23 protein-coding genes are annotated in these 23,674 nt (G+C 63.5%); 12 read left to right on the top strand and 11 right to left on the bottom strand.

All coding sequences use genetic code 11. The features are described from left to right. The first annotated feature begins 145 nt into the window (after positions 1 to 145). The 6 genes from ACR64R_RS17960 to ACR64R_RS17935 all read left to right on the top strand — a co-directional run bounded on the left by ACR64R_RS17960 (position 146) and on the right by ACR64R_RS17935 (position 5,816). A complete protein-coding gene (locus ACR64R_RS17960; protein ID WP_487357671.1) occupies positions 146 to 1,462 on the top strand; it encodes an ABC transporter substrate-binding protein in 1,317 nt (438 codons plus the stop codon). 69 nt (positions 1,463 to 1,531) lie between these two features. Beyond that, positions 1,532 to 2,437, top strand: coding sequence for a carbohydrate ABC transporter permease (locus tag ACR64R_RS17955; protein ID WP_487357670.1), 906 nt, complete (start codon positions 1,532 to 1,534; stop codon positions 2,435 to 2,437). A 1-nt stretch (position 2,438) separates the two neighbouring features. Further along, positions 2,439 to 3,398 carry a carbohydrate ABC transporter permease gene (locus ACR64R_RS17950; protein ID WP_487357669.1) on the top strand — a complete coding sequence of 320 codons (960 nt, stop codon included), beginning with the start codon at positions 2,439 to 2,441 and terminating at the stop codon, positions 3,396 to 3,398. Continuing rightward, positions 3,395 to 3,631: a hypothetical protein gene (locus ACR64R_RS17945; RefSeq protein ID WP_487357668.1), complete on the top strand. Its 237-nt coding sequence runs from the start codon at positions 3,395 to 3,397 to the stop codon at positions 3,629 to 3,631. The genes ACR64R_RS17950 and ACR64R_RS17945 overlap by 4 nt, the downstream gene beginning before the upstream one ends. Next, positions 3,628 to 4,731 (top strand): ABC transporter ATP-binding protein, encoded by a 1,104-nt coding sequence (locus ACR64R_RS17940; RefSeq protein ID WP_487357667.1) that lies wholly within the window; start codon positions 3,628 to 3,630, stop codon positions 4,729 to 4,731. Before ACR64R_RS17945 ends, ACR64R_RS17940 begins: the two co-directional genes overlap by 4 nt. Next, entirely contained in the window at positions 4,731 to 5,816 is a 1,086-nt protein-coding gene (locus ACR64R_RS17935) for an ABC transporter ATP-binding protein (protein ID WP_487357666.1), read from the top strand. The genes ACR64R_RS17940 and ACR64R_RS17935 overlap by 1 nt, the downstream gene beginning before the upstream one ends. 80 nt (positions 5,817 to 5,896) lie before the next feature. Here ACR64R_RS17935 and ACR64R_RS17930 read toward each other — a convergent pair whose 3' ends face one another. Next, complete coding sequence (locus tag ACR64R_RS17930) at positions 5,897 to 6,874, bottom strand: AraC family transcriptional regulator (RefSeq protein WP_487357665.1); 978 nt, start codon at positions 6,872 to 6,874, stop codon at positions 5,897 to 5,899. Positions 6,875 to 6,965: 91 nt separating this feature from the next. On the opposite strand from ACR64R_RS17930, the gene ACR64R_RS17925 reads away from it, so the two are divergent. Beyond that, the gene (locus tag ACR64R_RS17925) at positions 6,966 to 8,180 is read left to right on the top strand and encodes an MFS transporter (RefSeq protein ID WP_487357664.1); all 1,215 of its coding nucleotides are present in this window, start codon (positions 6,966 to 6,968) and stop codon (positions 8,178 to 8,180) included. A 133-nt stretch (positions 8,181 to 8,313) separates the two neighbouring features. Here the strand turns inward: ACR64R_RS17925 and ACR64R_RS17920 are convergent, their stop codons facing one another. After that, a complete protein-coding gene (locus ACR64R_RS17920; RefSeq protein WP_487357663.1) occupies positions 8,314 to 9,306 on the bottom strand; it encodes an Acg family FMN-binding oxidoreductase in 993 nt (330 codons plus the stop codon). A gap of 228 nt (positions 9,307 to 9,534) precedes the next feature. Then, positions 9,535 to 10,113: a TetR/AcrR family transcriptional regulator gene (locus ACR64R_RS17915; RefSeq protein ID WP_487357662.1), complete on the bottom strand. Its 579-nt coding sequence runs from the start codon at positions 10,111 to 10,113 to the stop codon at positions 9,535 to 9,537. A 96-nt stretch (positions 10,114 to 10,209) separates the two neighbouring features. Here ACR64R_RS17915 and ACR64R_RS17910 point away from each other — a divergent pair, with 96 nt between their 5' ends. Next, positions 10,210 to 11,118 carry an SDR family oxidoreductase gene (locus ACR64R_RS17910; protein WP_487357661.1) on the top strand — a complete coding sequence of 303 codons (909 nt, stop codon included), beginning with the start codon at positions 10,210 to 10,212 and terminating at the stop codon, positions 11,116 to 11,118. Between the two features lie 60 nt (positions 11,119 to 11,178). Here ACR64R_RS17910 and ACR64R_RS17905 read toward each other — a convergent pair whose 3' ends face one another. Beyond that, positions 11,179 to 11,526: a GFA family protein gene (locus ACR64R_RS17905; RefSeq protein ID WP_487357660.1), complete on the bottom strand. Its 348-nt coding sequence runs from the start codon at positions 11,524 to 11,526 to the stop codon at positions 11,179 to 11,181. A gap of 118 nt (positions 11,527 to 11,644) precedes the next feature. Between ACR64R_RS17905 and ACR64R_RS17900 the strand changes: the two genes are divergently transcribed. Further along, positions 11,645 to 12,940, top strand: a complete 1,296-nt coding sequence (locus ACR64R_RS17900; RefSeq protein ID WP_487357659.1) for an amidase — start codon at positions 11,645 to 11,647, stop codon at positions 12,938 to 12,940. A 28-nt stretch (positions 12,941 to 12,968) separates the two neighbouring features. On the opposite strand, the gene ACR64R_RS17895 is transcribed toward ACR64R_RS17900, so the two are convergent. From ACR64R_RS17895 to ACR64R_RS17875, 5 genes are read right to left on the bottom strand one after another with little or no spacing between them, the layout of a single operon-like run. Beyond that, the gene (locus ACR64R_RS17895; protein ID WP_487357658.1) at positions 12,969 to 13,376 is read right to left on the bottom strand and encodes a hypothetical protein; all 408 of its coding nucleotides are present in this window, start codon (positions 13,374 to 13,376) and stop codon (positions 12,969 to 12,971) included. Between the two features lie 25 nt (positions 13,377 to 13,401). Beyond that, positions 13,402 to 14,379, bottom strand: coding sequence for a hydroxyacid dehydrogenase (locus ACR64R_RS17890; protein WP_487357657.1), 978 nt, complete (start codon positions 14,377 to 14,379; stop codon positions 13,402 to 13,404). 60 nt (positions 14,380 to 14,439) lie between these two features. Further along, positions 14,440 to 15,156 (bottom strand): FadR/GntR family transcriptional regulator, encoded by a 717-nt coding sequence (locus tag ACR64R_RS17885; RefSeq protein WP_487357656.1) that lies wholly within the window; start codon positions 15,154 to 15,156, stop codon positions 14,440 to 14,442. A 2-nt stretch (positions 15,157 to 15,158) separates the two neighbouring features. Then, positions 15,159 to 16,328, bottom strand: a complete 1,170-nt coding sequence (locus tag ACR64R_RS17880) for a mandelate racemase/muconate lactonizing enzyme family protein (RefSeq protein WP_487357655.1) — start codon at positions 16,326 to 16,328, stop codon at positions 15,159 to 15,161. Positions 16,329 to 16,384: 56 nt separating this feature from the next. After that, a complete protein-coding gene (locus ACR64R_RS17875) occupies positions 16,385 to 17,272 on the bottom strand; it encodes a sugar phosphate isomerase/epimerase family protein (RefSeq protein ID WP_487357654.1) in 888 nt (295 codons plus the stop codon). A 398-nt stretch (positions 17,273 to 17,670) separates the two neighbouring features. Between ACR64R_RS17875 and ACR64R_RS17870 the strand changes: the two genes are divergently transcribed. The 3 genes from ACR64R_RS17870 (at position 17,671) to ACR64R_RS17860 (ending at position 21,078) form a co-directional block, all read left to right on the top strand. Next, positions 17,671 to 18,726 (top strand): sugar phosphate isomerase/epimerase family protein, encoded by a 1,056-nt coding sequence (locus ACR64R_RS17870; RefSeq protein ID WP_487357653.1) that lies wholly within the window; start codon positions 17,671 to 17,673, stop codon positions 18,724 to 18,726. 146 nt (positions 18,727 to 18,872) lie between these two features. Continuing rightward, complete coding sequence (locus ACR64R_RS17865) at positions 18,873 to 20,060, top strand: Gfo/Idh/MocA family protein (protein WP_487357652.1); 1,188 nt, start codon at positions 18,873 to 18,875, stop codon at positions 20,058 to 20,060. 166 nt (positions 20,061 to 20,226) lie between these two features. Continuing rightward, positions 20,227 to 21,078, top strand: a complete 852-nt coding sequence (locus ACR64R_RS17860; protein WP_487357651.1) for a sugar phosphate isomerase/epimerase family protein — start codon at positions 20,227 to 20,229, stop codon at positions 21,076 to 21,078. A gap of 183 nt (positions 21,079 to 21,261) precedes the next feature. On the opposite strand, the gene phnE (ACR64R_RS17855) is transcribed toward ACR64R_RS17860, so the two are convergent. Next, a complete protein-coding gene (gene phnE / locus ACR64R_RS17855; protein ID WP_487357650.1) occupies positions 21,262 to 22,626 on the bottom strand; it encodes a phosphonate ABC transporter, permease protein PhnE in 1,365 nt (454 codons plus the stop codon). An 86-nt stretch (positions 22,627 to 22,712) separates the two neighbouring features. Next, entirely contained in the window at positions 22,713 to 23,666 is a 954-nt protein-coding gene (gene phnE / locus ACR64R_RS17850; RefSeq protein WP_487357649.1) for a phosphonate ABC transporter, permease protein PhnE, read from the bottom strand. Between the last annotated feature and the right edge of the window lie 8 nt (positions 23,667 to 23,674).

Here is a 23,674-nt window from a genome sequence, read left to right as displayed (position 1 = left end):
CCGATCAAAAGTGAAGGCCGCGATCCATTTCCGGCAGGGCGAGGAGGCCCGGAACCGGAGAGGCGCCATCACGGGAGAACTACCAGGGCCGGTCTTCGTTGCCGGCTCGCATGACGCAGTAGAATGCGCACAAGGGAGGAAAATTATGCGCAAGATAGTGACCAGCGTGCTTGCTGGTGTCGGCCTGGCGCTTGCCTGCGGGACATCCGTCCACGCGCAGGAAAAGTCGCTCACCATCTTCTGGGCGGAATGGGATCCGGCCAATTATCTGCAGGAACTCGGCAACGAGTACGAGAAGGAAACGGGCGTCAAGATCACGGTTGAAACCACGCCGTGGTCCGATTTCCAGACCAAGGCCTTCACCGAATTCAACGCCCATGGCGATGCCTACGACCTGGTGGTCGGCGACTCGCAGTGGCTCGGCGCTGGCTCGACTGGCGGTCACTATGTCGACCTGACGGACTTCTTCAAGAAGCATGACCTCGGCAACGTGATGGCGCCGGCGACGGTGAAATATTACTCCGAATATCCCGGCAACAGCGGCAAGTACTGGGCCATCCCGCTCGAAGGCGATGCGGTCGGCTGGTCATACCGCAAGGACTGGTTCGAAGACCCGAAGGAGAAAGAAGCGTTCAAGGCCAAATATGGCTACGACCTCGACGTGCCGAAGGATTTCAAGGCGCTGCGCGATATCGCCGAGTTCTTCTATCGGCCAGATCAGAAGAGATACGGCATCGCCATCTACACCGACAATTCCTATGACGCCATGGCGATGGGCTTCGAGAACGCGCTGTTCTCATACGGCGGCGAGCTCGGTGACTATGCGACCTATCAGGTCGACGGCCATATAAACTCGGACAAGGCAGTCGCCGCTCTCGATGCTTATAAGGAACTCTACAAGTTCACGCCTCCGGGCTGGGCCAAGTCGTTCTTCGTCGAGGACAACCAGGCGATCACCGAAAACCTGGCCGCGATGAGCATGAATTTCTTCGCGTTCTTCCCCTCGCTGATCAACGAGGCATCCAACCCCAATGCCAAGAACACCGGCTTCTTCGCCAATCCTCCCGGCCCCAACGGCGATCAGTTCGCCGCACTCGGCGGGCAGGGCATCTCGGTCGTCTCCTACTCGAAGAAGCAGGACGAGGCGATGAAGTTCCTTGAATGGTTCATCAAGGACGAGACCCAGAAGAAGTGGGCGGCGCTTGGCGGCTACACCTGCAGCGCCGCGGTGCTGAAATCGCCTGAGTTCCAGAGCGCCACGCCTTACAACAAGGCCTTCTACGAGACCATGTTCAAGGTGAAGGATTTCTGGGCGGTGCCGGAATATGCCGAACTGCTGCAGCAGCTCAACCAACGCATCTATCCCTACATGATCGGCGGCTCGGGCACCGCCAAGGAAACGCTGGACGCGCTTGCCGCCGACTGGAACGCGACCTTCAAGAAATATGGTCGCGTGAAGTAATCGACATGCCTCGCGGAGGAGGCCTCTGAGGCCTCCTCCGTTTGTTTTTCAAGCATCCGGAGCAGGGCTTTGGCGACCACGATGATCACCACGCTCGACAGGTCCTCGCGGGCCGCGGCGCGCGGCCTCAGTGACATTTCGATCCGCAATCTCTTCATCATCCCGACGATCCTGTTCCTGATCGTCTTCAACATCTTTCCGCTGATCTATTCGCTCGGCTATTCCTTCACCGATTTCCGCGCGTCGACCAACGCGCCGGCCAATTTCGTCGGGCTGCAGAACTATCGCGATCTGCTCAACGATCCTTATGTGTGGTCGAATTTCGCCATCACCGCGAAATACGTGATCATCTCGGTCGCCGGACAACTCTTTGTCGGCTTCGGCGTGGCGATGCTGCTCAACCGGGATATTCCCCTCAAGGGCCTTATCACCACGTTGCTGTTGCTGCCGATGATGCTGTCGATGGCTGTCGTCGGCCTGTTCTGGAAACTGCTTTATGACCCGTCATGGGGCGTAATCAACTATGCGCTCGGCCTCGGCAATTTCGAGTGGCTGGCGGACCCGAAGATGGCGCTCTATGCAGTCGCCTTGACCGATATCTGGATGTGGTCGCCGTTCGTCATGCTGCTGTCGCTGGCCGGCCTCTCGGCGGTGCCGAAACATCTCTACGAGGCCGCTGCGATCGACCGCGCCGGGCCGTTTTACACCTTCTTCCGCATCACGCTGCCGCTGGTCGCGCCGATCCTGATGATCGCGGTCATTTTCCGCACCATGGAAGCGTTCAAGACCTTCGACCTCGCCTACATCCTCACCAGCCAGCCAACGGCCGAACTTATCTCGATCCGGCTTTACAAGATGGCTTTCCAGGAATGGCAGACCGGACGGTCGTGCGCCATGGCCTACATCGTGCTGATCATGGTGCTGGCGATTACCAACATTTACGTCAAATACCTCAACAAGGTGAAGGAGCGCTGATATGGCCGCCGTCCGCACTTCTTCAGAGATCGCCTTCAATCGCATCGCCATTATCGGCGTGCTGGTGGTGACGATCATCTTCCTGGCGCCGATCTACTGGATCGCCTCGACGGCCTTCAAGCCGCGCAACCTCGCCACCACCATCCCGCCGACGGTGGTCTTCCAACCGGAGATATCGCCCTTCGTTAAGCTGTTCACCAAGCGGTCCCAGATGCGCAACCCGCCGACGCCGGAAGAATATGCCGCCGCCCCATGGTGGGAGCGCGTCGTCTTCGACGGCGGCGAGAAGATCGTGCGCGACGGCAAGGGTGAGGTGCAGTGGTCGGGCTATCCGAGCCGATTCATGAACTCGCTGATCGTGGCGATCACCTCGACCGTGCTTGCCGTCGGCATGGGCACGTTCACCGCCTACGGTTTCTCGCGCTTCAAGGTGAAGGGGGAGGCGGACCTGCTCTTCTTCATCCTGTCGACGCGCATGCTGCCGCCGGTGGTGGTCGCGATTCCGATGTTCCTGATGTACCGGGCCGTTGGGCTGAACGATTCCCATCTCGGCCTGATCATCCTCTACACCGCCTTCAACCTGTCCTTCTCGGTCTGGCTGATGAAAGGCTTCATCGACGAGATTCCGAAGGAATATGAGGAGGCGGCGCTCGTCGACGGCTACACGCGCATGGAGGCCTTCTTCAAGATCGTGCTGCCGGAGGCCGCGACCGGCATCGCCGCCACGGCCGTGTTCTGCTTCATCACCGCCTGGAACGAATACGCCTTCGCGCTGATCATGACCAACCGCCGCGCCCAGACGGCGCCGCCTTTCATCCCGAGCCAGGTCGGCTCCGGTCTGCCGGACTGGACGGTGATCGCCGCCGGAACCTTCCTGTTCCTGCTGCCGGTCGCGATCTTCACCTTCCTTCTCCGCAATCATCTGCTGCGCGGCATGTCCTTCGGAGCGATCCGCAAATGAGCTTTCGCGCCATCAACGAGAAATATCTGGAGCCGGGATCGCAGATCCTGATGGTGCTCGGCATCGTCGCGCTCTGCCAGCCCTGGAACATGCTGCTCCACACCTATGGCGTGACGATCATCCTGATCGGCCTGATCGGCTTCAACGTCACCTCCAAGATTCCACGCGAGGAGCAGGCCGGCACCGGACACGGGGCCGATCAGCAGGCGCATAATGCGGGGGTACGGCATTGACGCAGATCGAGCTTCGCGGCGTCCAGAAGTTCTTCGGCGCCGTCCAGGTCATCAAGGACCTGAACCTTGTGATCGACGACAACGAGTTCATCGTGCTGCTCGGACAGTCGGGCTGCGGCAAGACGACGACGCTGCGCGCCATCGCCGGATTGGAGACCATCGACCAGGGCGACATCCTGATCGACGGCAAGCCGGTGCAGCACCTCAAGGCAGCGGACCGCGACATCGCCATGGTGTTCCAGTCCTTCTCGCTCTATCCGCATATGAACGTCTACGAGAACATCGCTTTCCCTCTGCGCGCGACGCGCAAGAGCAGGAGCCAGATCGACACCGAGGTGCGCTCGGTGGCCAAGACGCTGCAGATCACCGACCTCCTCAACAAGAAGCCCTCGGCGTTGTCTGGCGGCGACATGCAGCGCGTGGCCATCGGCCGGGCGCTGGTGCGGCGCCCGAAGGCGATGCTGATGGACGAGCCTATCGGGGCGCTCGACGCCAAGCTGCGCGAGGAAATGCGCGCCGAGATCAAGCGGCTGCACATCAAGCAGGGGTCGACCAGCATCTATGTCACCCACGACCAGATCGAGGCGATGAGCCTCGCCGATCGCATCGTCATCATGCATGAGGGCGTCCTGCAGCAGGTCGGCACGCCGGACGAAGTCTATTCGCATCCGGCCAATCTGTTCGTGGCGCAATTCGTCGGCAGCCCGGTGATGAATGTCGCCGATGCAACCGTGACTGAGGCTGCGTCCGCGGCATCGGTCTCGGTTGGCGGCGCGCCCACCGGCTTCGAGTTTCCGCGCGCGTTGCTTTCCAAGCTCAACGGCCACGCCGGCGGCCAGCTTGTGCTCGGCATCCGGCCGGAAGGCGTGCTGGTGCGTCGCGAGGCGGCGGATGGCTTCCTGCCGGTCGAAACGCAGATCGTCGAGCCGTTGGGCTCCTTCGATATCGTCGACCTCAGGGTCGGTTCCAGCATGCTGCGCGCCCGCACCAGAAGCGGCTTCGTCAGCGGCCCGGGCGAGAAGGTCCATGCGCGGATCGATCCTTCGCAGACACATTTCTTCGACGCGGCGAGCGGCAAGTCGCTCGGAGTGAGACTGTAATGGCCCATATCCAGCTGAAGAACATCTCCAAGACATTCGGCAACCACACCGCGTTGTCCAATCTCGATCTCGACATCGCCGACGGCGAGTTCTTCGTGCTGCTTGGCGAGACCGGTGCCGGCAAGACGACGACGCTGAGGATGGTCGCGGGCCTTGAAAAGCCGACAGCGGGCCAGGTCCTGATCGACGGCGTCGACGTCGCCGACTGGGGCGCGGCCGAACGCGACGTGGCGCTGGTGCTGCAGCAATATTCGCTCTATCCGCGCTACACGGTGCGGCAGAACCTCGAATTTCCGCTGAAGCCGAAAATCCGCCGGCTTCCCGATGCCGAGATCAAGGACCGCGTCGCGCGCGCGGCCCGCACTCTTCGTATCGAACATCTGCTCGATCGCAAGACCGACAGGCTTTCCGGCGGCGAGATGCAGCGCGTATCGATCGGCCGTGCCATCGTGCGCAAGCCGCGCGTGTTCCTGATGGACGAGCCGTTGTCGGCGCTCGACGCCAAGCTGCGCGAGGCGCTGCGCACCGAATTGAAGAACCTGCAGATGCAGCTCGGCGCCACATTCCTGTTCGTCACGCATGACCAGATCGAGGCCATGTCGATGGGTGACAAGGTCGGCGTGCTGAACCATGGTCGCATCGTCCAGACCGGCACGCCGCATGAGATCTACAACAATCCGCGCGACACCTATGTGGCGAGTTTCGTCGGCTCGCCGCCGATGAACCTCATCGATGGCAGGCTGGTGGACGACCGCGCGGTGATGGCGCCGATTAATTTCGAGCTGCCTCTTTCAGGCGGGGGCAGGACGAGTGGCGCGACCGATGGTCGGCCACTCGTCTTCGGCATTCGTCCGGAGGATGTCCATCTGGAGAGCGGTGCGCCGGTCGAGGCGCTCGTCCACGATGTCGAGAACCATGGCGTGGAAAAGATCCTCACGCTCAGGGTCGGCGATACCATGCTGCGCGCCACCGTCCCGGCAAGGACCGATGTCGCGATCGAACAGGCGGTGCGCTTCGCCTGGAATCCCGACAAGGTGGTGCTGTTCGACAAGGGCAGCGGCGTCAGCTTGCGGCATGCGGTATGACGGCTCGCCGGCTGCCCCGCGGGGAATGACGCAGCGTCCAAAAGGCTTGGCAGTTCCTCCAGCACCGGGTGGGGCCTGGCTCAAACGCTCGGATCATGCCCGCTGTCCGCCATGTTACGGAAATGGCTCGGCGCCACGCCCATCACCCGCTTGAAGGCGCGGCTGAAGGACGCTTCCGAATCATAGCCCAACCTCGACGCCGCCACGGAAACCCTCATGCCGTCGCGGGTGAGCCATTGCCGCGCCTGGTGCATGCGTACACGCAGCACATATTTGGCCGGCGTCTCGCCGACCACCGTGGCAAAGCGCAGGGCAAAGGCGGAGCGCGAAGCGCCCATCATCCTGGCCAGCGCCTCGACCGTCCAGTCGCGCTCCGGCTGCAGGTGGACGGCGGCTAGCACCTTGCCGACATCCGGGTTGCGCATTGCTGCGATCCATCCGGTGGCATCGCCGCAGCCATTCTCCACCCAGGAGCGGATGATGGTGGCTGCGAGCACGTCGGCCAGGCGGGCAAGGATGCCGCCGGAACCGACGCGGTCCATCGTCACCTCGCCGGCCATCGCGTCGAGCAGATGCTGGATGCCGGGCGCGTTCGCCATCAGCTTATGCGCCTGCATCAGGTCCGGCATCATCTCCAGCAGCGGATGCGAGCCGTCGAGGTTGAAATGCATCGAGCCGCAAAACAGCAGGGTCTTGCAGCCGTCGCAGCCGTTCGAGACGTCATAGATGTTCTCGCAAACCGGCTCGATCGTGTAGCGGCCGATAGGCACCGGAGCCACGCCGGGCGCGCTTGCCAAAACGTGCGCGTCGCCGCGCGGGATCAGCAGCGCGTCTCCGACGGAGAGCTGGGTCCATTCCTTTGCCGGCGTAAACAGCCAGCATCCCTGCTGTCCGATGAAATGGAAGCGCGCCGCCTTCTGCGCCGGGAAGGAAACGGCCCAGGGCTCGCCCAGCACGCAGCGGCCGTAATCGACACCGTCAAGCCGCAAACCGCGCAACATGTCGGTGAGCGGGTCGCCCGAAGTTTGCAAGACGGATTTGGACGAATTGTAATTCATTACGGCGTTTCTAGCATGGAAACTCCAGAACGTCACTCCCTATGTTGCACCGCAGCCAAATGTTGCGCTGCAACTCACCGGAGATCCTCCCATGACCGAGCCCGCCACGGGTGCCATCGATGCCGCTGTTCTCGACAGGGACGAACCAGAAGAACGAACCGAGCCTGCCTGGGGGGCCGTCGTCTCGCTGGCGCTCGGCGTTTTCGGCCTGGTCACCGCCGAATTCCTACCCGCCAGCCTTTTGACGCGGTTGGCGCAGGACCTTGGCGTCAGCGAAGGCGCCGCCGGTCAGGCGGTGACGGCAACGGCTGTCGTCGGGGCGATCTCGGCGCCGACAATGGCGATCATCACCAGGCGGCTCGACCGCCGGCTGGTGATGTGGATCCTCTCCGTCCTTTTGATCGTCTCCAACCTCGTCGCCGCCTTCGCCTCTTCGCTCACCATGCTGCTTCTCGCCCGTGTCGTGCTGGGCGTCGCGCTCGGCGGCTTCTGGTCGATGTCGGCGGCCATGGCGATGCGGCTAGTGCCGATGCGGCTGATGCCGCGCGCCATGTCCATCATCCTGACCGGCGTCTCGGTCGCCACGGTCACGGCGGCGCCGGTCGGCGCCTATGTCGGCGATGTCTGGGGCTGGCGCACCGCCTTCATGATCGCGGCGGTGGTCGGCGGACTGGCGCTTCTGGTCCAACTTGCCACCTTGCCCAGCCTGCCGCCGACGGCGGTGGCGAGCTTCCGCACGCTGATCGCGGTGTTGAAGCGGCCGATGATCCGTGTCGCACTGCTCGTCGTGCTGCTGGTCGCGTCCGGACAGTTTGCCGGCTTCACCTATGTGCGGCCGTTCCTCGAGACCGTTCCAGTCATGCCGATCGAGACCATCTCGCTGGTGCTGCTCGCCTATGGCATCGGCGGCTTCTTCGGCAATTTTGCCGGCGCCTTCCTGGCCGAGCGCAATCTGAAGATGGCCGTCGGCCTGGCGCCGCTGCTGATCGCCTTGTCGGCGGCTGCGCTGCTTGTGCTCGGCGCCTCGCCGATAGCGGCGGCTGCCGCCGTCACCGCCTGGGGCTTTGCCTTCGGCGCCGTGCCGGTCGGCCTGCAGACCTGGCTGGTGCGCGCCGCGCCCGACCAGGCCGAGAGTGCCGGCGGCCTGATGGTCGCGACCTTCCAGGTGGCGATCGCGCTTGGCGCCATCGTCGGCGGCCTCCTGGTCGATCATGCCGGCGTCGCTACCGCCTTCGCCTATGGCGGCGGGGCGACCTTGCTGGCGGCACTGGTGACCTTCGCCATGGGACCGAGGCAGTCTGAGTAGCCTGGCCGCGACCACTTCCGCCGCATTGCCCCTGATCTTCAGACTCCAGCCGATGCGCCCTACCCGCCAGGTAAGGCGTCGGCAGCCTGGCTGACGGATGAAACGCCTCCGACCATGGCAACCATCCGCACCATCATGCGATGACCGAAGCCAGCGGCCTCCTTGGCGAAAACGCCAAGGCAGGCCCATACCCGAAGCGCATCACAATATCCGGCCTGCCTGTCTCGCCGACTATCGCCGCCAGGTCGGTGCGCAGGCGGGCCACCTCGACGGGCTGATTGATGAAAGCGATCTTTAGCCCCTGGCCCGTCGCTGCCAAAGCGAAGCGCTGGCACGCCTGGCCAACCCTGATCCAGTGATCGTGGTCCGGCCGGTCGCCAAAGAAGATCGCCACCCCGGCCGATGAGTCGATCTGGCGGGCGTATTTCCGGTTCTCCCCGGCGACGCTGAACAGCCGGTCGAGAGCGATCCGGCCCAAGCCGGTCGGCAGCACCGGGCTGCCGCTCGCGGCGGAGAAGAGCCCGTCGCCGCTTGTCATCGCGCTGCGCGGGTTGAAGCGTATCCACTGCTTCAGTTCCCGCATGAATGCGGGGTCGTTCATCTGGTCTTCGTTGCCGGCAAGGACAAGCTCTCGCACCTGTCTCACCCGCGCCCGGTCAGTGACAAGCGCGAGGCTCACACCCGGCACCGCGGCTATCCGCTCGAGTTCGACGAGATCCGCCGCGGGCGCGGCGCGGCCATCATATTCGGCACGCGTCGATTGGCGTCGAGGGATGGCGTCGACCAGTGGGTCCGCTCTCGGCGCGCCCATGAGGTAGTCGTAACGGACACCGTTGCCGTCCGCCGTCAGCGAACCCTCGCCGGTCCGGCCGGTCGCCGCCGCCGCGAGCGCAAGATTGGCCGCGGCGCATCCCAGGCTGACATAGAGATGGTGATCGTCAGGATCCACGACCGGAGTCCGCCGCCGAAAGTCGGGTCGGATCTCGATCGCCTGCCCTTCAAGCTTAAACCGCCAAGGTTGGGTATTATGGCTGTTGGCCGCCAGGGTTGCATAACGGACCACTGCTTCGAGATCGGGCGTCAGGCGGTCGCGCAGTCCGGCGGCGAAGGTATCGTACTGGGTCATCGACCCGACCGCCGAACGCCAAGCAGTGACGCCGGTGCCGGCCGCGACAAGCGCGGCACCTGCGCCAACGAGCATTGTTCGCCTGTTCATTGTGCCTCTCGACCAATTTCAACGGCAGGATAGGTCCGATCGAAGAATCGCCCTTGATCTCCGTCAAGGTCATTCCGCCAGCCAGCCTGCGGCTCTGGCCCTGGCGTCCGCCGGCTCCAAACCCTCCTTCGCGCCCAGCTACGGGTTTCGAGCCGGCATTGTGAAGGCGGTTACGAAGCGCCTCAGACTGTGCTCGATATAGGCCGTGAGCTCCATGTCTTCAGGATCGAAGCTCCACCACAGCAGCGCGCCCTGCCAGTGGGCGGCCATAAGCAAGCCGATATCCTCGGGGATGCCGGGAACATTGGCAAAGCAAGCGGCAAGCGCCCTGCTCAGTTCGGCCTTCCAGGCGGCGCCACGTGCCCGCAAAGCCGGGTCGCGCAAATCCTCGCGCAAGACGAGCAAACCTTCGGCATAGGATTCGATGTCGCCATAGCCGCTCGAGAGAGCAACCAGCAGCTCTACGGCGCCGGCCGGGGTTCCGGGGACCGATGCCGCCGCCTGCTCCGTCTTTCGATCGAGCTCATCCCAGGCATAGAGCAGCGTGCGCCGCTTCAGCAGTGTCTTGTTCTTGAAGCGCTGCACCAGCGTCGAGCCTGAAAGGCCGCTGGCTCGCGCCAGCCTTTCGAAGGTCAATGCTTCCGGTCCGTCGGCATGCATCAGCCGGTAGGCGGCTTCCAGCACCTGCTCGTCGGACTGGGTTTTTGGCCGGGTCATCTTGACTCTCGTTTATAAACGAATGATCATTTATAAATGAAATTGCCGATGAATGCCAGCTCTTCATTCGTGTGCAGTATCGAGTTCGGAGGTCCAATGACGCTTCAAGGGAAAGTCGCTCTCGTTGCCGGCGCGACGCGCGGCGCCGGCCGCGGAATTGCGGTCGAGCTGGGCGCTGCCGGTGCCACTGTCTATGTCACCGGCCGCACGACGCGGACCTCGCAATCGGAATATCAGCGCCCCGAAACCATCGAAGAGACGGCCGAACTGGTAACCGCACAAGGTGGCAAGGGCATTGCCGTCCGGGTCGACCATCTGGTCTCCGAAGAGGTGCATAAACTGGTCGCGCGTATTCGCGCGGAGCAAGGCCGTCTCGATATCCTGGTCAATGACGTCTGGGGCGGCGAAAAACTCTTCGGATGGAACAAGTCCGTGTGGGAACACGATCTGGAGAACGGCCTTCGGCTGCTGCGGCTCGGTATCGATACGCATCTGATCACCGCGCATCACGCGCTTCCGTTGATGATCGAGCGTCCAGGCGGATTGCTTATTGAAGTCACCGACGGCACGGCCGAGTACAATGCCGGGCACTATCGGTTGTCGCCCTTCTACGATCTCGCCAAGGTGGCCGTGAACCGCATGGCCTGGGCGCATGCCAAAGACCTGGAAAAATACGGCGCGACGTCCGTCTCGCTGACGCCGGGCTGGCTGCGCTCGGAGATGATGCTGGAGGCGTTTGGCGTGCGGGAGGAGAACTGGCGCGATGCTACAGCCAATATGCCCCATTTCGTCATATCCGAGACGCCGCGCTTCGTCGGCCGCGCTGTGGTGGCACTTGCCTCGGACCCTCAGCGCTCGCGCTGGAACGGCCAGTCGCTGTCCAGCGGCGGATTGGCGCAAGTCTACGGCTTCACCGATCTCGACGGATCGCGTCCCGATGCCTGGCGCTATGTCCCTGAAGTCCAGGATGCCGGCAAGCCGGCCGATGCGACCGGCTACCGATAGAGCAATTCCAAGAATAGCGCGTGGGGGCTTTCCGACCGGAATTGCGTAAAGACAAAAGCGTCAGGCCGAGCGCCCGTCGAACTCGAACACTTCAATGCCGGCGATGTCGACATCGGCGAGGCAATTGATGTTGATATAGGCACTGCGTTCGCCGCCTTCGCCGGCGTCCTCGGCGAAAGGATGGATGCCGCAAGTGCGGCAGAAGCGATGCGCGATGGCGCCCCGGCCGAATGTGTATTTGCCAAGGTCGTCGCCCCAGGCGACCAGATTCAGCCTGTCGTGAGGGATGGCCCAGAGCAGCGCGCCCTTGCGCGCACAGATCGAGCAGTTGCAGCGTAAAGCGCCGCCGAGCTCGCCCTCGACCTCGAACGCCACCTTGCCGCAGTGGCAGCTGCCTTTGTACAGCATCAGCATTTTCCCATCGCTGGCAGGGTGCAAAGGCACGCTTGCCGGGTTATCTCTTCGCCGGCCGAACCTCAGGCCGCGCCTAAGAGACGTTGCGATTTTGCAAGGCCCGACATCGAAAATGCAATCCATCCGCGACCGCGTCGAAATCATCCTGTCACGTCTTGCCAATCGCGCGGTTGACGAGACGGTCTACACCAAGCTCTATGCAGAAGCCGCGCGGGCAGCCGCCGATGCGTCCGATGCCCGCCATAAGGTGGGCGTCAGCCTCGGGCCGCTAGACGGGCGCATCGTTTCGATCAAGGACCTGTTCGACGTCGCCGGCGAGCCGACGGTAGCCGGATCGCTGATCCACGCCGGCGCCGCGCCGGCGACGCGGGACGCCGCGATCGTGCAAAGGCTGCGCCAGGCGGGCGCCGTCATCCTCGGCAAGACCAACATGACCGAGTTCGCCTTCACCGCGATCGGCGACAATCCCCATTACGGCACGCCGGGCAATGCCGCCGATGCCAGCCTCATCCCGGGCGGCTCGTCATCCGGAGCGGGCGTGGCGGTCGGCGAGGGCACCAGCGACATCTCGATCGGTTCGGACACCGGCGGTTCGGTCCGCATCCCGGCTTCGCTCAATGGCGTGGTCGGCTTCAAGCCGACGGCGCGGCGCGTGCCTTTCACGGGCGCCTTTCCGCTGTCGATGACGCTGGATTCGATCGGCCCGCTTGCCCGCACCGTCGCCGATTGCGCACTCACCGATGCGATCATGGCGGGAGAGGAGCCGGCGGCCCTTAAGCCGGTCTCGCTCGCCGGCCTGCGCATCGGCATTCCGCGCGGCCTTCTGTTCGGCGAGACGCAGAGCGAGGTTGCCGAAGCCTTCGAGGCTTGCATCGACAGGATCGGGCGGGCCGGCGCCCGCACAGCCGATCTGTCCATCGACGATCTGATCTCCGAGATGCGGGCTGCAACAAGGCACGGTACGATCGCGTCCATGGAGGGCGCCGAAGTACATGCCGACTGGCTGACGAGCGGCGCCACGGTGCCCGTCGATCCGCATGTCACGGGGCCATTGTCGCGCGCCCTGGTGGCTCCCGCTTCGTCCTATATCCGCACGATCCGCCGCCGCGGCGAACTCGTCGTGGCCATGGCGGAACGGCTGGAGGCTCTCGACGTAGTGGCATTGCCTACCGTGCCGATGGTCGCGCCCTCCATCGCCGCTATGGCCGGCGACGAGGGACTGCGCGACAGGACGGAAGGGCGGCTCTTGCGCAACACGCAGGTCGCCAACCAGTTCGACCTCTGCGCCATCTCGCTGCCAATGCCCGGCACGAAGCTGCCGGTCGGATTGATGCTGGTGGGCAAGCACGGAAACGATCGTCGACTTTTCGCCATTGCCGCGGCGGTGGAGACATTGATCGCAAGTTGAATCGCGGCTCTCCGGAGGGGTATAGTCTTCAGTGGCTTGAGCAGTGAGCGCGTTCGCTGCTCGTCGATGCCCGCTCGATGCCGGTCGCGATCAGCGTCGGCAGGCTGTACTGCTTGCCGTTGAAGGTGTGCGGCCGGTTTGCGATCGCGCCTGTGACAACGATCTTCCCGGCATAGAGCTTGTCCGCCAGGTCGAGCGCCTTGTCCTGTTGCGGCAGTTCGTCCACGTCGATCCACACGCCTTTGACGATCTTGCCGGTGGCGAGGTCGAGCGCGCTGTTCGAAGGGCAGGGCGCCATCACGCAGCGCAAGCCGTTGTCGCAGGGCACGTAGCTGCCTTGCCCAGCTCGAGCGCCCGTTGCGTCGACGCAGATACCGGCAATCAGAACCAGAATTTCCGCGAGGTGCTTGGCCATGACGGTGAAGGTCGCCGCCAAATCGGCGAAAATTGAGGCGCGGCCTTCAGCCGGTCGGGAAGCGTCGCCGGTAGTGCTCGATGACTTCCGGATTGCGCAGGTTGGCCGGCAGCTTGCCGGCGAGCACCAGCAATGCCTCGCCGGCGGCGCCGACGCCCATGCGCATCATCGATTCCTCGGTGATGCCGGCCATATGCGGGGTGACGATGACATTGTCGAAGCCGAAATAGGGATGGTCGGGCGGCAGCGGCTGCGTGGCAAAGACATCCAGGGCGGCCCCGCCGATGCTACCTTTTAGGAGTGCCTCAATAAGCGCCTCGTCATCGACCACTGGGCCCCGTGAGACGTTGATCAACAGCGCGTTTGGCTTCATGCGGGCGATGCGCTCGCGGCTGATCAGGCCGCGCGTTTCGTCCGTCAGCGGGCAGCAGAGCACGATGATGTCGCTCTGCTCGACCAGCGCGTCGATCGACAGGAAGCCGACACGTTCGGGAGCCGGGCGCAGGCTACGGGTGGTTGCCACGACATTGAGGTCGAAGCCGTGCGCCGCGATATGGCCGACGGCCTGGCCGACGGCACCGAGGCCGACAATGCCGATCGTCTTGCCGGCAAGCTCGCTGGTCGAATTGGCATGCTCGCGCCCGGCAAGCCAGCCCTTGGCTCGCAGGTCGCGATCCATCATGCGGAAGCGCCGCAACAGAGCAAGCGCCGTGAACATCACATGCTCGGCGACCGAGCGGGCATTGACGGCGGGCACGTTGGCGACCAGAACGCCGGCGGAGGTCGCTGCCTCGACCGGGATCATGTCCAGCCCTGCGCCGTGGCGGATGGCGGCGCGCAGGCTCGACGCTCCGGCAAACAGTTCCGGCGGCAGCGGCGCGCGCACGATGACGATGTCCGCATCGCGGGCTTCACTGGTCAGGGTCTTGGGATCGAGCGCGGAAGCTACGACCAGCCGCCCGGCGCCGGCCAGCATGGCCGTGGCGCGAGGATGCAACGGATGCGTCGACAGGATCTTGCGCATGAGGTCTTTCTTCTCCGCATTTCTGCGACGCCAAGCGACAATGCTTGGCTGCAAAATGCTCTAGGCGTTCTCGAGCGCCGCGTTTTTCGGCTCCGCCCCGCGGCCTTCGATAATCCCCTTCCAGTAGCTCTCGGCGCCCTGCAAATGGGCGCTCATCAGCGCCTGCGCCAGATTGCCGTCCCGGCGCAGCAGCGCCTCGTAGATCTGGATGTGCTCGGCATGCGAGCGCACGCTTCGCTCGGGATCGTTGAAGTAGATCGGCAGGCGCTGCTCGCCCATCAGGTAATAGACGCTGCAGATGTTGTGGAAGACGCTGTTCTTGGTCGCGCGCACGATCTCGAGGTGGAACTCACGGTCCTCCTTGGCGAGACCTTCGCCGGCCGCAATGCGCTCTTCGGAAGCCTTCAGGATCTCGCGCAGCCGTTCGAAATTTTCCTCCGTAGCGCGCGAGCAGGCAAGCTCGGCCGCCTTGATCTCGTGAATCTTGCGCAGCTCGACGGTCTCGTAGATTTGCACCGGATCGAGCGGCAGGCCGGCACGGGCGAAAAGCGCCAGCGCTTCCACGCTCGCCTGCTTGGTGTCGATATAGATGCCGGATTTGGCGCGACGCTCGACGATGCGCATCGCCTCCAGGATGGCCAGCGCCTCGCGGATCTGGCCGCGGCTGACGCCGAAATGTTCCGCCAGCTCGCGCTCCGACGGCGTGCGGCCGGACTCCTTGTCCGAGTTGGAAAAGAGATAAGCGGCAAGTTCCGCGAGAAGGTTCTTTTCTTTCATCGTCAAATACGTTGCGCGTGCGCCTCCAGGAAACGCTCGGAGATGGTGAAACCCAATCCGGGCTTTTCAGGGATCGCTATCATACCGTCCTTCGCTTCGACAGTCTCCTCGACGAGATCGTGGATCATCGGATTGGCGCCGAGCGAATATTCGATGATGAAGCTGGCGGGCGAGGCCGCACACACATGGAGTCCGGCAAAGAAGCAGGGCGCGCCGGCCCAAAGGTGCGGCGCGAAGCGTAGGTTGAATGCGCTGGCGATGGTGCCGATCTTCATCGCCTCGCTGATGCCGCCGCAAAACGCCGGATCCGGCTGGAAGATGTCGGCCGATTTCAGCACCGCCAGGTCGCGGAAAGCGTAACGTGTCGCCTCGCTTTCGCCCGTTGCGATCGGTGTCGAGCCGGACGCGCGCACCTCGGCCATGCCTGGCTTGTCGTCGGCAATGATCGGCTCCTCGAACCAGGCAAGGTCGAGATCGGCGGTGAGCTTGATGAAGCGCTTGGCCTCGGCGACGGTGTAGGTGCCGTGCGCGTCGACCATCAGCTCGACGTCCGGACCGATCGCCTGCCTCGCGGCGCGTACGCGCTCGGCCGAAACATGCGGGGCACCATCCATGGCCCCGACGCGCATCTTCAACGCCTTGAAGCCGCCCTTGGCAATGTAGGATTTCAGCTGCTCTCCGATGGCGTCGGCGGAGGCCCAGCCGCCCGAGGCATAGGCCTGCATGCGCTCGACCTTGCGGCCGCCGAGCAATCGCCACACCGGCTGCCCCAGCGACTTGCCTAGAATGTCCCAGAGCGCGATGTCGACGGCGCTGATCGCCGCCACGCTCATGCCGCGCCGCGCCAGTTGCGGCATGGCATGGCCGGCGTGCGCGGCCGTCTCATGCCGCACGCCGTTGTAGAGCATTTCCCAGATGATGCCGATGTCGGCCGGGTCGCGGCCGATGAGCTGCGGGCCGACCTCGTCGTTGAGCATATGGACCAGCGCGCCGTAACTCCCAGCGCTGCCGGCGGCGTTCTTGCCTTCGCCCCAGCCGATCAGGCCGTCATCGGTCTCGATGCGCAGAATGGCGGCGTCGAACGTCGCCACCTGACCGAAGTCGCTGCGATGCTGCTTCGCAACTTCGATCGGGATACGAACCCACCAGGCCCGGACGCTTTTGATGCGCATGTTTTCCTTTCGGCCCCTCCGCCCGCCGGGCGGAGGGATGGATCTCAACCGGAGCTTTACTTGATCAGCGGCAGCAGCGTTTCGGCGGTGATGCGCATCTGGTCGGTGTAGAATTTTTCCGTGAGAACGCTGGAGCCATGGTCCTGGATGAACTTGAGCTGCTCGGGCGAGATGTCGACCGGATTGCGCTCAACCATATCCGGATAGGGCGCGGCCGGCGTGCGATCGACGGGCGCGACGAATTCGTTGGTCAGCGCGCCGTCATAGCCGACTTCCCTCAGCGTGCCGACGATCTTCGGCCAGTCAATCTGGCCAAGGCCGGCGGCGAAGCGATTGTTGTCGGCTACATGGAAGTCGAACAGGCGCTTTCCGACCTGACGGATCGCGTCATAGACGTTAAATTCCTCCATGTGGATATGGTAGGCGTCGAGGCAGACGCCGCATTCGGGGCTCACCGCATCGGCAAGCGCCAGCGCCTGGGCGCCGCGGTTGAAGAGGTAGGTCTCGAAGCGGTTGAGCGGTTCGACGGCAATCCTGACGCCGACCTTCTTGGCATGGGTGAAGCACTCGCGCGTAGCGTCGACCACCCAGCCCCATTCCTCCGCCTCGGTGCCGTCCGGCACGACCTTGCCGACGGTGGCGGGCACCAGCGTGATGATCTCGCCGTCGAGCTCGCTCACCATGGTGAGCACGTCCTTGACATATTGAACCGAGCGCTCGCGCTGGCCCTGGTCCTTGGCGGCGAGGTTGCGCTCGCCGAGCATCAGCGTCACCGAACCCCAGCAGCGGATGCCGTGCTCCTTGAGCAGCGCACGCGTCTCCTTGGTCTTGTACTGCTCGGGCTCGCCGGAAATCTCGATCGATTCGTAGCCGAATTGCTTGATGCGCTTCAGCGTCACCTCCAGCGGCTCCGCGCGCATCCAATTATGCGTCGAAAGATGCATGGTCTATCCTTCCCAGAATTCGCCTGCCACGTTTCACCCCGGGCCGCGCCTATTGGAGCGGCCGCACGATTCCTCCCCAAGGCGGCCAGCATTTTCTCGAAACTGGTTCGACCAATTGGGCTTGCCCTGACCTCTACCGCAAATTTTCTTGCACGGCAAGAAGTGGGATACGAAGGTTACAGTGGTCAGGCAATTGTCTGATTTTATAAAGGAATTTTGCTGCCGACTTTGCCGATACGCCCTATCTGCGCGGTTTTCGGCCGCTTGACCGGATTGGAGTATTTGGTAATACCAGAATGGCGAAAACGCGTAGATGCTGGCGGGGTCTTACCAAACAGGCTGGCCCTCACTTCAATCGGCGCTATGCTTGGTCGCGGAAACAACGAGGGAGGATGCCGATGCCGACGACGATGAAGGGTCCCGGCCTGTTTCTGGCGCAGTTCGCGGGCGACGCGGCGCCGTTCAATTCGCTGGCCTCGATCACAAAATGGGCGGCCGGGCTGGGCTACAAGGGCGTGCAGATCCCAACCTGGGACGGACGCCTGTTCGACCTCGAGAAAGCAGCGTCGTCAAAGGCCTATTGCGACGAGGTGAAAGGCATCTGCGCCGACGCGGGCGTCGAGATCACCGAGTTGTCGACGCATCTGCAGGGGCAGTTGGTGGCGGTGCATCCGGCCTATGACGCGCAGATGGACGGCTTCGCGCCGCCATCGGTGCACAACAATCCCAAGGCACGGCAGAAATGGGCGGTCGAACAGATGAAGTTCGGTGCCAAGGCATCGCGCAATCTCGGGCTGGATGCCTCGGTATCTTTCACCGGCTCGTTGGCTTTTCCCTACCTCTATCCCTTCCCGCAACGGCCAGCCGGACTGATCGAGGAAGCCTTCGGTGAGCTCGGCAAACGCTGGAAGCCGATCCTCGATGTCTACGAGGACAATGGCGTCGATGTCGGCTACGAGATCCACCCTTCCGAGGACGTGTTCGACGGCGCGACCTTCGAGATGTTCCTCGACGCAGTCGGCGGCCACAAACGCTGCAACATCAACTACGACCCGTCGCACTTCCTGCTGCAGCAACTCGACTATCTCGAATTCATCGACATCTACCACGAGCGGATCAAGGCATTCCATGTCAAGGATGCCGAGTTCAATCCGACCGGGCGGCAAGGTGTTTATTCCGGCTACCAGGGCTGGGTGAACCGGGCAGGCCGCTTCCGTTCGCTTGGCGACGGTCAGGTGGATTTCAGCGGCATCTTCTCCAAGCTCACCCAGTACAACTACGATTCATGGGCGGTGCTGGAGTGGGAATGCTGCCTGAAGCATCCCGAGGACGGCGCCGCCGAAGGCGCGCCCTTCATCCAGCACCATATCATCCGGGTTACCGAGAAGGCCTTCGACGATTTCGCCGCAGGTACGACAGACAAGAAGCTGCTGCGGGCGATGATGGGGATTTGAGCCGCAGGTTCTCCTTGCGGAGGTTCGGCGACAGATCAGGGTGGGGTTGAATCCCGCGTCGCAGCGGATTTCTATGACCGCACCCGGCGGTGCGCGCCGACCCTCTCCACAAGGGGGAGGGTGAGGAGCTAAAGAGAGGACAAGAAATGGTCGGCGCATCGAAGTCGGAAGCGGGAGGCGGCCCGATCCGCTACGGCATGGTCGGCGGCGGGCAGGGCGCATTCATCGGCGCGGTGCACCGCATCGCGGCGCGCATGGACAACGACTTCGTGCTGGTGGCCGGCGCGCTGTCGTCGGATCCGGCGCGGGCCAAGGCATCGGCCGAGGAACTCGGGCTCGATCCCGCGCGCAGCTACGGCTCTTATGCCGAGATGGCGAGGGCCGAAGCCAAGCGCCCGGACGGCATCGAGGCGGTGGCGATCGTCACGCCCAACAATGTGCATGTGCCGGCGGCAAAGGCCTTCCTGGAGGCTGGCATCCACGTCATCTGCGACAAGCCGCTGGCGACCTCGCTTGCCGAGGCGAAAAAGCTCGCCGCCCTGGTCGAGAAGACCGGCAAGGTGTTCGTGCTCACGCACAACTACACCGCCTACCCAATGATCCGCCAGGCGCGCGAGATGGTGGCCAAGGGCATGCTCGGCGACATCCGCATCGTGCAGTCGGAATATCCGCAGGATTGGCTCACCGAAGACCTCGCCGCCACCGGTCAGAAGCAGGCCTCGTGGCGCTCCGACCCCAAGCAGGCCGGCGCCGGCGGCGCGCTGGGCGACATCGGCACACATGCCTATAACCTCGCCCGCTTCGTGTCCGGGCTGGAGCTGGATTCCTTGTCGGCCGATCTCGACGCCTTCGTGCCGGGCCGCCAGCTCGACGACAACGTCAATGTGATGCTGCGCTTCAAGCCGGTCGGCACCAAGCACCCGGCCAAGGGCATGATCTGGGCGAGCCAGGTGGCGCCCGGCCATGAGAACGGGTTGAAGCTGCGCATCTACGGCTCCAAGGGCGGGCTTGAATGGGTGCAGGCCGACCCGAACTACCTTTGGTACACGCCGTTCGGCCAGCCCAAGCAGCTCTTGACGCGAGCCGGCGCGGGCGCGATGCCGGTCGCGGCGCGTGTCAGCCGCGTGCCGTCGGGCCATCCCGAGGGTTATCTCGAAGGCTTTGCCAACATCTACCAGGAGGCCGCGCGCGCCATTCGCGCGGCGCGCCGGAAAGGCGGCAGGCCGGCTAAGGACGTCGTGTTCCCGACGATCGCGGACGGTGTCGAAGGCATGGCCTTCATCGAGGCGTGCGTGAAGTCATCGAAGAAAAACGGGGCGTGGACGAAGCTGTAGGGGTGACGACATTCAGATGAGGCCGGCCTGCAAACGGCGGCTTCCTGCGCTCCGGTGCTCACGTACTCAAGTACGCTCCGCTCCGGTTCTCGGAATCCGTCGTTTTCGCCTCGGCCTGGCCTGAAGCTCGACAACTCGGCAGAGCGAAACTGGGGAGGGGGCGCCGATGAAAATCGGCATGTGCATGTTCTTGTGGACGACCAGCGTCTCGAAGAAGCACGAGGCGTTGCTGAAGGACATCAAGGCGACCGGCTTCGACGGCGTCGAGATACCGGTCTTCGTCGGGATGCCCGACGATTACAAAAAGCTCGGCGACATGCTCGACCGCATCGGCCTGGAGCGCACGGCGGTCTCGGCCATGGGCGATCCGGCGATGAACCTGATCTCGCCGGATGCCGCGACGCGCAAGGCCGGCGTCGGCTATATGAAATGGGCGATCGACTGCAGCGCCGCCCTCGGCGCGGACCGGTTGAGCGGCCCGCTGCATTCGACGCTCGGCGCCTTTTCCGGCAGCGGGCCGACTTCCGCCGAAAAGAAGCGCTCGGTCGCCTCGCAGCGCGCCATCGGCGACCATGCCGGCAAGAGAGGCGTGACCATCGGGTTGGAGGCGCTCAACCGCTTCGAATGCTATCTGGTCAACACCATAGCCGATCTGTCGGATCATATCGACGAAATCGACCGGCCCCACATCAGGGCGATGTACGACACCTTCCACGCCAATATCGAGGAGGCCGATCCGATCGGGGCCTACACGAAGCATCGCCGCAATATCGTTCATATCCACATTTCGGAGAATGACCGCGGCGTGCCCGGGCGCGGCAACATCCCCTGGAAGGAGACATTCGCGGCGATCCGCAAGAGCGGCTATGACGACTGGCTGACCATCGAGTCGTTCGGCCGCTCGCTGAAGGATCTGGCGGCTGCGACGAAGGTGTGGCGCGACTTCGCCGAGAGCCCGGAGGCGGTTTATCGCGGGGGGTACAGGCATATCAGGAATGGGTGGAGGAAGGCGGCTTAGGGTGCGCCGATATTCAGGTGAGGTCGGCCCGCAAATGGCGGCCTCCTGCGCTTCTGGTGCTTATGCACTTCAAGCACGTTCCGCTCTGGTTCTCGGACAACACCCAGTTTGGTCGCTTCGCGCCCGTCTTCGACTCCGACTCGCCCTGACCTGAATCTCGGCACACCTCGTGCGCTGAGCTTGTCAACCCTGCTCGGCCTGCAGCCGGTTGTAATCATGCAGCGTGCGGCTCAGCCTTCGGCGCAGGAAGTTCGAGATGTTGTCGAAGATGAAGACGACGAGCAGCGTCAAAAGCACCATGTAGAAGACGTTGGCCCAGTTCGAATTGGTGCGCATCGCTTCCCATAATTTCAGGCCGATGCCGCCGGCGCCGACGGCGCCGATGATGGTCGCGCCGCGGGTGTTGGATTCCCACTGGTAGAGCGTCTGGCTGATGAAGACCGGCACCACTTCCGGCAGCACGCCATAGCGCTGGACCAGAATGCCGTTGGCGCCGGTCGAGAGCACGCCCTCGCGCGGCTTGTCGTCGATGTTCTCCAACGCCTCGGAATAGGTTTTGCCGAGCGTGCCGATCTCGGTGAAGAAGATCGCGGCGCTGCCGGCCAGCGGGCCGGGGCCAAAGGCGCGGGTGAAGAACAGCGCCCAGATCAGCATGTCGACCGAGCGCATGAAATCGAAGAAGCGTTTCAGCACATGGCTGAGCAGCCCGCTCGGCGTGATGTTGCGGGCGGCGAAGAAGGCGAGCGGGAAGGCGACGATGCCGCCGAGCAGCGTGCCCAGAAACGCCATGACGATGGTCTGCAGGAGCTTCGTCCAGACATCGCCGTGCTGCCACTGCGCGTTGTTCCAGATGTTGTCGGCGGCCAAGGCGAGGTTCGACGTGCCGGGCTGAAGCTCAGGCCCGGAGATGATCAGCCCGATCACCTCGCCGGCCGGTTTGCCGAAGAAGGGCGAGCGCGTGTCGAAGACGAAATTCGCCCAGCCGAGGAAGCGCTTGCGCACCTTGACGCGGTCGACGGTAACGCGCACCTCGCCGACGAAGCCCATCCTGGCGACGATCTCGTCGTCATGGACGGTGACCCAGTCGGGCACCGAGCCGGTCACGATCGGCTTGCCGCCGGTGAGGGATATCGGCACGGTCACCCCATTGGCCGTGATCGTTGCCCTGGTCTTGTCGAAGGTGACGGATTTCGCGTCGCCGTCGATCCGGACCGTGAAGGTGCCGTCGGGGTTCTTGATCACCCAATCGGGATCGGGATTCTCGCCGAGCGCCGAGAAGCGCGGATATTTCGGCGTGATCTCAGGCTGGTCGAGCCGGAACTCCGGCTGCAGGTCGTAGCTGATCCATTGCGACAGGAACAAAGGCAGGCGTTCCCAGTGCGACTCGCGCATCACCTGCGGCAGGCTGAAGAACCACAAGGCATAGGCAAGATAGAGCGCCGTGCCGGCGATCAGCAGCAGCGGCCAGAAGCGTTTGTAGGCCGGCCGCCGGAAAATCTGCGGGTGGCGGTCTTCGATGGCGCTTAGTTCGTCGGCGGTCATAGCCATAGCTTACTTTTTGGTCCTGACCATGAGCTTGTCCGAAAACCGGCGTCCACTTTTCGCCAGCGCGATCCTTCGGTTCGGGATCATGGTCATGCGCTCATCAGGAAAGCCTGCTCGCCGACGAGTTTGCGGCGTAGCCAGGCGGAGAACTGGTCGACGAGGAAGATGGTCGTGAAGAGCAGCAGCACCAGCGCCAGCGTCTTGGCGCCAAAGCCGCGCGAGATGGCAAGCTTCAGCTCCTCGCCGATGCCGCCGCCGCCGACTGCGCCCATGATGGTCGAGATGCGCACGTTGATCTCGATGCGGAGCAGCGTGTAGGACATGAAATTGGGAAGCACCTGCGGCAGGTCAGCGAAGCGCACGCGCTCGAACCAGTTGGCGCCGACAGCACGCAAACCCTCTTCCGGGCGCATGTCGATGTTCTCGTTGATCTCGTAGAACAGCTTGCCCAGCGCGCCGATCGAATGCAGGCCGATGGCGATGATGGCGGCGACGGGGCCGATCGAGACGATGGCGGCGAACAGGCCGGCAATGACGATCTCCGGGAAGGCGCGCAGCAATTCCATGAAGCGCTTGACGATGAGCCGCAGGATTGGGCTTGGCGTCAGGTTGCGCGCGGCGATGAAGGAGAAGGGAACCGCAAAGACGAAGCCGATGAAGGTCGAGACCAGCGCTACGTTCACCGTGGTCAGCATCAGCTCGAAATATTCGGGTATATAGAAGCCGCCCCAGATATAGACCCGGCCGAGGGGATAGTTGAATTCCTGCGTGCCCTTGTCGTTGGGCGAGGCGATGTCGAACAGCGCACGCCAGACGTCGTTCCAATCCTTCGGAACCAGCCAGCTCAGGAAATCGAGTATGTGCGGCAGCCGCTCGAAGAAGTGGCCGGCATTGGCCTCATCGGCAAACCACATTGTCGCGAACATGGCGACAAGCAACAGGCCTACGCCAAGCACGGTATAGAAGCGGCGCAGCGACGTCTGGCGTCGCCAGGCTTCCGCTTGCTGCCGGGTGGCTTCGGAATGGAGTATCGCTGATGTCATGATCCGGA

The organism is Mesorhizobium sp. MC2-1-1 (assembly GCF_057597255.1).
The sequence above is the reverse complement of the archived record's forward strand: the minus strand, read 5'-3'. Positions and strand labels throughout refer to the sequence as shown.